The 11,259-nt window shown below is 57.8% G+C and carries 6 protein-coding genes, 1 tRNA gene and 1 pseudogene; 6 read left to right on the plus strand and 2 right to left on the minus strand.

The genetic code is table 11. The features are described 5' to 3' along the window. Window positions 1-279: 279 nt before the first annotated feature. Entirely contained in the window at window positions 280-3,744 is a 3,465-nt protein-coding gene (locus tag D5400_RS06090; protein WP_245451448.1) for a sensor histidine kinase, read from the minus strand. Between the two features lie 255 nt (window positions 3,745-3,999). On the opposite strand from D5400_RS06090, the gene D5400_RS06095 reads away from it, so the two are divergent. From D5400_RS06095 to D5400_RS06105, 3 genes and pseudogenes are all read left to right on the plus strand, one after another. Next, window positions 4,000-4,458, plus strand: coding sequence for a phasin (locus tag D5400_RS06095; protein ID WP_126008648.1), 459 nt, complete (start codon window positions 4,000-4,002; stop codon window positions 4,456-4,458). Window positions 4,459-4,648: 190 nt separating this feature from the next. Continuing rightward, window positions 4,649-4,725, plus strand: a tRNA-His gene (locus D5400_RS06100). Window positions 4,726-4,930: 205 nt separating this feature from the next. Further along, window positions 4,931-5,946, plus strand: a pseudogene (locus D5400_RS06105) (IS3 family transposase). A gap of 659 nt (window positions 5,947-6,605) precedes the next feature. Here the strand turns inward: D5400_RS06105 and D5400_RS06110 are convergent. Next, window positions 6,606-8,096, minus strand: a complete 1,491-nt coding sequence (locus D5400_RS06110; RefSeq protein WP_126008650.1) for a ubiquitin-activating E1 FCCH domain-containing protein — start codon at window positions 8,094-8,096, stop codon at window positions 6,606-6,608. 260 nt (window positions 8,097-8,356) lie between these two features. Between D5400_RS06110 and D5400_RS06115 the strand changes: the two genes are divergently transcribed. The 3 genes from D5400_RS06115 to D5400_RS06125 are packed head-to-tail and all read left to right on the plus strand — an operon-like array spanning window position 8,357 to window position 11,254. Then, window positions 8,357-9,082: an inositol monophosphatase family protein gene (locus D5400_RS06115; RefSeq protein WP_164527809.1), complete on the plus strand. Its 726-nt coding sequence runs from the start codon at window positions 8,357-8,359 to the stop codon at window positions 9,080-9,082. Beyond that, complete coding sequence (locus tag D5400_RS06120; protein ID WP_126008654.1) at window positions 8,976-10,523, plus strand: N-acetylneuraminate synthase family protein; 1,548 nt, start codon at window positions 8,976-8,978, stop codon at window positions 10,521-10,523. The genes D5400_RS06115 and D5400_RS06120 overlap by 107 nt, the downstream gene beginning before the upstream one ends. 2 nt (window positions 10,524-10,525) lie before the next feature. After that, the gene (locus D5400_RS06125) at window positions 10,526-11,254 is read left to right on the plus strand and encodes an acylneuraminate cytidylyltransferase family protein (protein WP_126008656.1); all 729 of its coding nucleotides are present in this window, start codon (window positions 10,526-10,528) and stop codon (window positions 11,252-11,254) included. Window positions 11,255-11,259: the final 5 nt, after the last annotated feature.

An 11,259-nucleotide genomic window follows, 5' to 3' on the forward strand; every position in this document is an offset into this window, starting at 1 on the left:
AACGGTCTTTTTCGGAGGATGATGGTTAACCAGCCCTTTCGATCAAATTAACCAAGCAACGACAAGTGTTGCTGATCCGTTAAAATTGAGAAATTCCGTTAAGAGGTTGGTAACGCCGGGCGCGCCATCTTGTGTGCAACTTGAGTGCAGCCACTTGTTGCGACCGTCCCAGCCGATTCGCGTAATGGCTGAGGGTTGTTTCTGCTCAAGCCCGCCGAACAGCATTTTGACTTGAAGGAGGCCGCCGTGCCTCCTTTTTTTTGCGCTGCGTCCTAACGCTTAGTCTGCGAGGACGCGCTGGGACGGGAAGGTCACCTGGACCAACGTGCCTTCGCCCGGTGCGGATTCGATGGCGAAATGCGCCCGGTTCGCTTCGACCATTGCCTTCGTCAAAGGCAGGCCGAGGCCCGTGCCATCGCCACGCGGGCGCATCGGGCTGGTGGGGCCTTGGCGAAATGGCTTCATCGCATGGTCGAGTTCGCTGCGGGACATGCCAATGCCCGTATCGCGAACGCGCATCACGACCTTGCCGCTCGCATCATAGACTGTGGAGACCACGATCTGCCCGCCCGGAGGCGTAAACCGCACGGCGTTTGCCAGAAGGTTGATGGCGATCTGCTTGACCGAGCGTGGATCTGCCACGACGTCCGGCAAAGCGGTGGACAGGCTGGTGCGAATGATGACGCGCTCGGCATTTGCCTGCGGCTGAAGAAGCGACACGGCTTCAGCAAGAAGCTCGTTCAGCGAGACAGCTGCGAAATCCATGTCCTGCTGGCCGGCCTCGATCTTGGAGATGTCGAGCAGGTCGTTGACAATATCCAGCACATGCCGCCCCGAACGGCCGATGTCGTGCGCGTATTCGAGATAGCGTGCAGAGCCCAACGGGCCGAACCGCTCGGTCGACATCATCTCTGAAAAACCTATGATGGCGTTGAGCGGCGTGCGAATCTCGTGGCTGACGCGCGCGAGAAACTCGCTTTTATGGGCGTTGGCCGTTTCGGCGCTGCGCTTGGCAGCACGCAGTTCCTCTTCGGTCCGCTTCCAGTGGGTGATGTCGCGCATCACCGCGCAATACCCGTTGGACCCCCGCAGCCGTCCAAGAGTCATGAAAAGCGGAATGAACCCACCTGAGGCTTCCCGACCGATGACTTCGCGGCCATCATTCAGCACGCTGGCAACGCCATGATCCGAAAGGCTCGCCACATAGTCGAGCACGGCCCTCTGGCTCTCATGGGCAAACAGCATCGCGAAGGGCTGATGCAGCGTCTCGTCGGCCTCATAGTCGAAGAGGGCGCTTGCCGAACGGTTCATCGAACGGATTGAGCCATCTTCGTCGAGAATGACGACGCCATCGGTTGCCGTTTCGAGAATGGAGCGTAGTTCCTCCATCTCGATTTCGGCGTTGGAGGGCGAGGCGCGACGCTCTTCTTCGACATCGACGACAAGCTCCTCGCGGAGCGGCTCGACAACAAGCAGCAGTGCCGAGCCATCGTCCCAGCCGACGGATTGCAGCTTGGCGTCGACCGCGATGGCATCGCCGTTCAGGCGCATGAGGCGCAGGCCCTTGGCGGTCGGGTCGACCGCTGACAAGGCGCTGTCTTCCATGTCGAGAAAGAGCGCGTCGAGACCGCCCGAGCTTTCGAAATGCGCGCTGTCGGTGTAGCCGGTGAGGCTCAGGAACTTTGCATTCGCGTACAACATCCGCTCGCCCCGCAACACGGCCAGAGCGACGGGCAAAGCTTCGATGAAAGCAGCGTTGAGATGGATGCGGCCGGGCCGTCTTGGCGCTTCGCTCGCGACTTCGACCGGCGGGACTTGCGGAAGTTCGGTAACCTCCGCTTGAACCGGATCGATGCGTTCGTCACTGCCACCTTCGGGCGCAGCAGCCGGCTGTGCCGCCGTCACGGCAATCGACAGGTCCGGCTCGGGCAGGGTGACCGCTCCGACGAATTCTGCGGCCGGCAAGGCCTTCGGCAATGTCCGCGCGATAAGCGCGACCGCTGCGACGGGTTCGGCCGGAGGAGGGGGTGCAACGGGGGCTCGCGCTTCTGCAGCCGTTGGGGCAGCCGCATTGCGATCCGCATCTGCGTCTTGCTTACGTGTGGCATCACGGCTTGCTAAACGACGGCCGAGCTCCTCGCCGATCTGATGGAATACGGCCTGATCGATCTTCGACAAGCCCTCGCGCCCGCGGCTGCGATGCTCATCGAGGTCGATGACCTTGTCCGACGAGCGCCTCGCCGGCGTTTCCACGATGTGCAACGCTGGCACCTCACCGCGGAAGGGATCTTCCGCGAGGTTCTCGCCCGGATTTGACGCGCGATGTTTCGCGGCGGGTGGCGCGCTGTCGTCGTTGGACGGCACGGGGATCACCGCCGGCGGGCTTTCCTCGGACGGCCGGCGGAGCGGTAGTTCGATGACAGGATCCTGCGCCTTAAGGTCGAGGATCGCGGGTATCTCGGATAGAAGTGATGGGTCCGCTGCCAGAGGCTCCGGCGTCGGCGACACCTTGGCTTGTGGCGTGAGCGAGAGACCGAGACGACCGGCATCTTCGACAGCTTCGACCACGCGCACGATGCCGAAGCCCCTGAAGCCTTCAAAGGCGCGGTCACGGGAATAGGTGGGCAAAGCGGCCAGGTCGACGGGGACGACCAGAGGCGTGCCCTGCACGGGCCACATCACGGTCTTGCCGGACCAGGTATCGCGGCGGTGCAGCAAATCGATGATCTTGCGCTCGGGATCGAGATTGAAGACCGTTGCCACATCCTCGAAGGACCGGCCGACGATATCGGCTGCATTCGGCCCGACGGTCTTGCCGAATTCCGGCGAGACTTCGCTGAAGCGCCCATCAGACCCAATCTTCCAGGCAAAGCGCACCGGACGCGCCGTGATGTCGAACTCGAACCGATCGACTGCAGAAACGCCCGAGACCGTATCCAATTCACGGGACCTATCGGCACCGGGTGCGGCGGATGCAGGTGCAGGCGGTTGCGTGATCTGAGGTAGCGCTTGCAGCATCGGCGACGGTGCGGCGTCGGTGGTCTGCGGAGATGCGGGAGCGGCCTGCGGCGCAGCCGCTGCCGCCATTTCAACGACGAAGATGAGGTTCAGCGGCTGGCTGTCGCCGATCCGCGCGATAGCGGCGGGCATCGCACCATGGGCCGTGACAATGCTGCGCTTGATCAAGCGGCTTGGCTCGCGATCGACCGAGTCGACCAGGGCCACCAGTTCATCCGGAGAAATCCGCAATCCATCGAAGGTCATCGACTGGGCGAGCATGTTCGCATCGCCATCGAGCACGGCTACATGGGTCTCGGTGTCGCCGAAGCCGGAAATCATCGCCTGGGCGCGGTGGATGCTGTCTCTCAAGCGCTTTTCCGGGGGCATGGCCAGCAGGAGGGCAGGCTCACCGCCACTCAAGGTCATCGGCTCCAGAACGCAAGGCGTGGCGACGCGCCGAAAGCCGGAGCCGACGCGCAAGATGAGCTTCTCGGCCTGGCCGGATGCGGCGACGCGGCCCGCCGCGGTTTCAACCTGGCGCGCGAGCAGGCCTTCCTCGAAAGCCTCGTCCTCCAAAAACGTGTAGATGCTTTCATAGCCGAACTGCGTGGCAGCGGCGCCGTTCGCCCAATAGACGTAATCCACCGTCGGCGACAGCACCGCAAGGCCGGCCCCTTCGGAGTACCGCTCACGGACCGAAGGATGAACGGCGATCTCGATGAACGGATAGTCGTGCGCCGGCATATAAAACCCTATCCGCTGGCCGAATTCGCTGGCAAGGCTTTGTTAATCATAGGCTTCATTAAGGCTTTTTTAATAATGCCCGCGCGCCCGTGGGTCCACCCAAAGCCTCTGCCAGTGCCCTGCTTTCGCGGCAAAAGGTTAACGCTGATGCTGCGTCGCAGGAAAATGTTGCAATGCACAATAACATCCCCTATATCAGCTTCATCGCCAAGGGACGCCTCATGAGAGGGTTCCAAACCAAAGGAGCGCATCATTATGGCTACTGCCAAGAAAACTGCTGAAGCAGAAATCTTCGCTTTTCCGAATTTCGACCCCGCAAAGGTCACCGACACCTATCGCGAATTCGCTGAAAAGGGTGTTGCCCAGTCCAAGGAAGCCTATGCCAAGATGAAGGCTGCCGCCGAAGACGCCTCCAAGACCATGGAAACCACCATGGAAAAGGCGCAGGCCGGCACCGTCGAGCTCGGCCTTAAGGCGATCGACACCATGCGCGTCAACACCGAGACGACGTTCTCCCACATGGAGAAGCTGCTCGGCGTGAAGTCCGTCGCTGAAATGATCGAGCTGCAGTCGTCCTTCCTGCGCACGCAGATGGAAGCCGCCGTCGACCAGGCCAAGGGCTGGCAGGACGCCGTACGCACGGTTTCTGAAAACGTGTCCCAGCCTGGCAAGGTCGCCGTTGAGAAGTCCATGAAGGACATCAACGTCGCCTGATGCGCTGGTTGCCCGGGGCGGGTATCGACAGTCGAAAAGGGTTGGCGCAAGCCAGCCCTTTTTTTCATGTCCCACGGGACGATGCTCCTCAGTCGGACGGCAGTTTCCCTGCAGCTTTCCGCTTGCAAAACCGAAAGCCAGCCGGTATCAGACGCCACACGTGACGCCCCTTATGGGCGCCGACCCTTATGCGGTTGTAGCTCAGTTGGTTAGAGCGCCGGATTGTGGATCCGGAGGTCGGTGGTTCGAGCCCACCCAACCGTACCATTTTATCCAATTAAATCTGATACTTATTGCCAGAGCGGTTTCCGCGAAGTGGACTTTGCCACCTCGATTTTCGCCATTCGTACCATTCTCGTACCATTTTTTAGACTCTAGGCGCTGTGGATGTTTGTCAACAGACTGCGCCGCGATGGTGTTCACAACCCCGGCGTGTATCCTCTTTAGGGACTGGAAGGAGCATAAGGCGGGCATGACGGCCAGCGAGCTTTGCCGCAAGCATGGCATCTCAGACGCGACCTTCTACACCTGGCGCACAAAGTATGGAGGTGTCGGAGGCCAAACGGCTGAAGGCTTTGGAGGAGGCGAATGTCCGCCTGAAGAAGCTTCTGGCAGAGCCGATGATCGATGTATCGACGCTGCGCGAGATGCTGGCAGAAAACTTCTGACGTTCCGCTCAAGGAGAAATGCCGTGAGTTGGGCAGTCGAAGAGAACTCGCAGCGGCGGGCCTGTGCCCTGGTCGGCATTGCGCCGCGTGTCTACCGATACAGATCCAGCCGGTCGGAAGATGCTGCTTTGCGAGCACGTCTGCGGGAACTGTCATCGCAGCGACGGCGGTTCGGCTACCGCCGCATGTACCTGCTGGTGAAGCGGGAGGGTGTTTCGGTGAACTGGAAGAAGCTCTACCGTATTTACAAGGAAGAGCCCCTGACGGTCCGAAAACGTGGTGGGCGCAAACGGGCTCTGGGCACGAGAGCGCCGATGGCCATTCCGCAGGATCCAAACCAGAGATGGTCGCTCGACTTCGTGTCGGACGCGTTGGTCGACGGCCGTCGCTTCCGCATCCTGTGCGTGATCGACTACTTCAGCCGGGAGTGCCTGGCGACAGTGGTCGACAACTCGATCTCGGGCGAACGTGTCGCTCGTGAACTGGATGCGATCGCCGAACGGCGCGGCTACCCCTGCTTGATTGTCAGCGACAACGGCACGGAGCTGACGTTAAACGCCATGCTGACTTGGCAGCAGGATCGCGGCGTCGAGTGGCACTACATCGCACCCGGCAAACCCAAGCAAAATGGCTTCGTGGAGTCATTCAATGGCAGGCTTAGGGACGAATGTCTCAACGAGCACCTGTTCCGAGCTACCGCCATGCACGCGAGATCATCGAGACATGGAGAATAGACTACAACCTGCACCGGCCCCACACAACCTTGATGGGCTCACACCGAACGAATTTGCGATCCTGTCTGGGATGGACCACAGCGTGAACAGAGATAGCCTATGAATGGGGACATTCAGGTGAGGCATGTCAGGTTGGATCTAGAGCGGGTAACTCGTCCCCTAATATGTCAGCGGCAGTTCCGCGATCCGCTCCAGCCCGGGTTGACAGAGATGGACATTATATTGCCAGACGGCGACGATGCTCGCGCAAAATGTCAACATAAGTCCTAAGCAACGCCATCCCGATAGGGCAAAAATGTCAACATTACCGAACGAGCAATCATAACTGCCAGCGATGATCGGGAAAAAATTCGTCTCCTGTACATATTTTTTGTTTGACATGACCTTTTTTATCGATTGTCGGCATTGTTGTTAATTATCGAGAAAATTGATTCGTCAGCTGTTATTCTGTAAGATGGCGCGTAGCCATTCTTACAGTTGAAGGGTCTGTCGGTATGATACTGGTTGGAACTATGCTGTGGCCGAGCGTTCCAGCAGAGTTTCTGATGTCCAGCCTGTGAAGGATCAAATTCTACTGAGATTCGCCAACTGTTGTGACTGGCAAGGGTGGCGCGAAGCGCCTTATCCCAACCTTGAAACCACAAAAAGTCAAATTATCTTTGGCGTGCACCTATTACTAAGTTTGAACGGCATGTTCGATCATAGCATATCAAGATTACAGATTGCAGCGTTATAAGGCAGGCGCTTATTCAATGGAAGTCTTCCCAATTACGTATGTATTTCCGTCGGCTACTGAAGTTATTTGGCCGTTGAATGCAATCATTTGATCAGCCTCCGTCTGATCGAGCGATGAGAAGAGAACCTCTGCGCCGTACATCGCGAACAATTTCGGGTCATTTGATAGTTTCACATCCCATAGGCTTGAAAACATATCGATGACCGGTTTGTAGATCGCGACTACGCCTCCCTCATTGGAGATCAACGACTCAACAGCGTTCGAATTATAAGTCGACAGCTCGAATCCCAAGATGTTCGCCGTCGCAACTGTCCCCGTAGTAAACGCGATGTTGCTTCGGTTTCCTGAGCCCTCGAACAGGATTCGAGGAGCGCTGAACATTTCGATAAATGGAAAACTGGTGTCGGGAAATGCGATTTCGATCTGCGGCTGACCGTAAGCGACAATGTAAGCGTCTGCTAGGTTAATTCCCTCAGTCCTTGCTATGTAAACCGGACTTCTTGTCTGACGGCGAATGGCGACACCGCCACCGGCGTAGGTTCCCAGATTGGTCGTGTCCAAATCAGTTGTAACAGTATCGGCCGTGACAGCGGTGACTTTAGCGATGAGCTGGGACAACTCTCTCATGCCATCGACATAAGCGAAAACCACTTCATCACCTATTTCAAGGCTGTGATCACTCAGCGTGAGTACTGCACTGCGGCTGCTTGTGACGTTGGAAAGGTGCCATTGGTCATGTGTCGGCAGGTAGCGAAAATCACAGTTTCCTTGCAAAGATATGTTGACGTTGCTTGTTGATCCGCGAATGACTTTGCCGAACTCCGAAACGAAGGGATGCGCATCATACCCTTCGACAACCGCAACCCGCCCCTTGTGGTAGCTGTTGTAGTAGGTGCAGTGGTCATGTTTGGCTGTCTCTTGACCAAACGCAATCCAGCAAGCCTCTGAAAAAAAGCCATCGGTCGCCACGTCGTTGAATTGGACGTTATCGCAAAACTGCGCATGCTCCAGCCGCGCAGCCTGCCATGCCGAGCGCGGCATGCGTTCACGGTCTCCGTGAAAGCCGATGCCGTTCATCTCGTAGCCACGCGATCCGCTGAGGTCGAGCATCGGCTTGCCTTCGCATTCCCCGTACAAATGGCCTCCGCTCATTTTCCAGTTCCATGCGGTGATTGCGGTGGCGTCGACGGTATCGGTCAACCGCCATCTTCCTCCGGAAAAGCTCATCTCGATCGGAGCCTGCTGGCCTCCGCTCTGAGCCATCAACTCGCGAAAGTATCGAAACATGGCGTTGATCGCGCCGGTATCATCCTGGATCCCGTCGCCGCGCCCTTGAAACTGGAAGGGAGAGAGTACGATCTCTGATTGGGTTACCCTGCCAGGTGCGATTGCGCCGCTCTGCTGCTCAGCCGGAACAAGGGGCTGTGCTCTCGACACCGATGTGGAGGCAGCGAGGCATCCGGAAGCATATAGGAAGTTCCGTCGTGTCAGTTCTGTCATCAATCAATCCAGTGCGTAAGTCGTCATTTTGGGCGAAGTTGCAACTGGAACGGCGCTGATCAAAGCACCCCTCAGCCGCCCAATACCTTGGAGATTTATTTCTTCCTGAAGGCCTTCACACCGTATCGCTCCGACGACGACTGGCCTCGCTGCGTCCATGCAGATATGTCGGATTGCCCCTGCCCACGTCCAGCCTTGAGGGTAGAGACGAGCGCCACTTTTGTGTAACTAGGCGCAACCATGCCGCCAGGAGTTCCGACTTGACCGATATCCCCTCCCTGCTTCAGCAGTTGCGACATGTGGTAGAGGGCTCCCTGCCAGCACTTCAGGAGAGACGGTTCGACATCACATGGAAGCCGGATGGCAGTCCTGTCACGGCTGCTGATGTGTATCTCGAAGATCTGATCCGAGATTGGCTGACCAACGCGCTTCCCGGCCTCTGTTTCATCGGCGAGGAGAGTTGGACTCCCGATCTCGTGGTGGGGGACGAATGGGTCGCCGTGCTCGATCCTATCGATGGCACCGAGAATTTCTGCTCAGGCCTGAAGGAGTGGGGAACGTCCCTTTCCATCTGGCGCGGTGGAAAGCACGCAGGCAGCATGTTGCTGATGCCGGAACTCGGTGAGGGCATGACGTCGGGAGCGATCCCGCGTGTTCCCCGGTCGCGTATCGTCGGCTTCTCGTCATCATTCAACGACGCGATCGGACAAGGCCTCGCCGAAAATGCCGAGGGTCGGATCATGGGATGTGCCGTCTACAATCTTTTCAATGTCATTCGCGGCGCGTATGCGCGTTTTGTGAATCCGAAGGGTGCCTATAGCTGGGACTTGCTGGCTGGTGTCGCCCTTGCCGAAGAAGCCGGATGTGAGGTGATAATCGATGGTGAAGACTATGACGGACGCTTTCTCCAGCCAGGTAGGCGCTATCGCGTCGACATACGGCACCGATACGATTTTCATCCTGGGGAAGGGACCGTCCGTCGATGAGATACCTGCCGAGGTATTCTCTGGATCTCTCGTCATCGGCGTCAATGACGCAGAGCGGATCTACCCCGCAGACATCTCGATCTTTCATGCAGACTGGGTTGCCCAGGCCCTGCTCGAAAATGGCGCGCGGGCACAGCTTTATCTGACATCGACCGATTTTCGACCGGATCGCGGGCGCGTTTTGCGGGTTCCTCATGCGGAGCTGACGCAGGAGACGGCCGACCTGATGGTGCAGCGGCTGCTCTCCGACGAAGTCGTCATCGAGGATGTGCTCTTCATGTCGGCACTGCGCGTGGCCCGCGAAGTCGCGGATCAACGGGGCAGGCCGCAACAGGTCTATATGGTCGGCTTCGACTTCCGCCCGGAGCTTGGCTATGCCCACCCGGCCGGCCGTCAGTTCACGGTCGGCGATGAAGTCGAGCGCGCGATGCGGATCGGGATGCAGGAGAACTACCTGCTGAACGCGCTCTACATGCTGCAGGGCACGGGACTTGAACTGAACCATGTCGGCAATCGTCCTTACTCGCGGCTGTCGGTCGATGAGCTGGTCGAGAGCTTCAGCCGGAACCGGAGTGGGGACCATCACGAGCGCGATTGGTCCGTGAGTGTCGTCGCGGAGCTGACGACCAATCATTTCGGCGATCGCTTCAGGCTGGAACGCATGGTTCGTGCAGCGGCGGCTGCGGGAGCCGACTTCATCAAGGTTCAGAAGCGCGATGTGGAGAGCTTCTACAGCAAAGAGCAGCTGGCTGCTCCCTATCGCTCACCTTTCGGGACCACCTTTGGTGATTACCGGCGCCAGCTCGAACTGGATGGTGATGATTTCACCTTCATTGCCGATCTCTGCAAGCAGCTTGAAATCCGCTGGTTCGCGTCGGTACTCGATGAAGCGTCCTACAATTTCGTGCTGGACTTCAACCCGGCCCTGATCAAGCTCCCCTCAACCATCTCGGAGTACACGGACTATCTCGCGCGTGTTGCGGCCAGCACGGATCGCGGCATCGTGCTGTCCACCGGCATGACGGACAAGGCCTACGAAGAGTGGGTTCTGCAAACGTTCAAGGAGGCGCCGGAATTGTACCTGATGCAGGCAAATTCCGCCTATCCGACCCCTGCGCGTGATTGCAATGTGGGCGTTGTGCGGCACTACAGTCGCCTGGCAAAATCCAACCCGCGCATCATCCCAGCCTATTCCAGCCACGACGAAAACTGGTTCGGGTCAACACTTGCAGTGGCCGCCGGCGCACGCATGGTCGAAAAGCACGTCAAGTTCGGCAACAGTGAGTGGGCTCACTTCGACGCCGTTGCACTGGATCTGACGACGCCTCAGTTCCGCGAATATGTCGAAAAAATTCGCGAGGCTGAGATCATCGTTGGGTCGGAAGAGAAGTCAGTCGCTCCTAGCGAGCATCATAAATACCGGATAAAAAAAGGCTATTGAACATGCAAAAAGATACTCGCATTGTTGCCTTGATGATCGGGCGCGGCGGGAGTTCGCTGCCTGGCAAAAATGTGCTTCCTGTACACGATGTGCCGCTGCTGGTCTGGGCTGCTGCGGCAGCAAAGCGCAGTCGGTATATCGGTCGGTACTACGTCAGTAGCGACGACGATGAAATTTTAGCGACGGCGGCACGAGCAGGGTACGTGCCGATCCGGCGACCTGCAGAGTTGAGTACGGCGACTGCACAGAGCACTGATGCGGTACGGCATGCTATGGCCATCATTGAAGCAGAGGAGCCTGCTGATATTGTTGTTGTCCAGCATGCCAATGTCGGCACGATAACTGAAAACATCATTGATGACTGTATTGAAGGTCTTATCAAAGACCCCTCATTGTCAGCAGTTGTTCCAAGTCACGAAAAGGCTGAGTACCATCCATATAGGGGGAAGCGAGTCGATAAAGAGGGGCTTATGCTGCCATTTGTTGCAACCGAAGGTCCCGTTTCGGCAAACAGGCAAGATCTTCCAGTGTGTTTATACTTTGATCATTCAATATGGGCAATTCGATCTCAGGCGATCAACGATCCCAATGGACAAGGGCCATGGCCATGTATGGGGCAGAGGATCAAGCCATATTTGACGGAGGGTTGTCTCGATGTCCATGATCTTGAAGATTTGAAGAAGACAGAAGACTGGATCCTCCATCATAAGGTTGCGCGACCAGAGTGGTAACGTAA

The organism is Georhizobium profundi, from assembly GCF_003952725.1.
Classification (GTDB): domain Bacteria; phylum Pseudomonadota; class Alphaproteobacteria; order Rhizobiales; family Rhizobiaceae; genus Georhizobium; species Georhizobium profundi.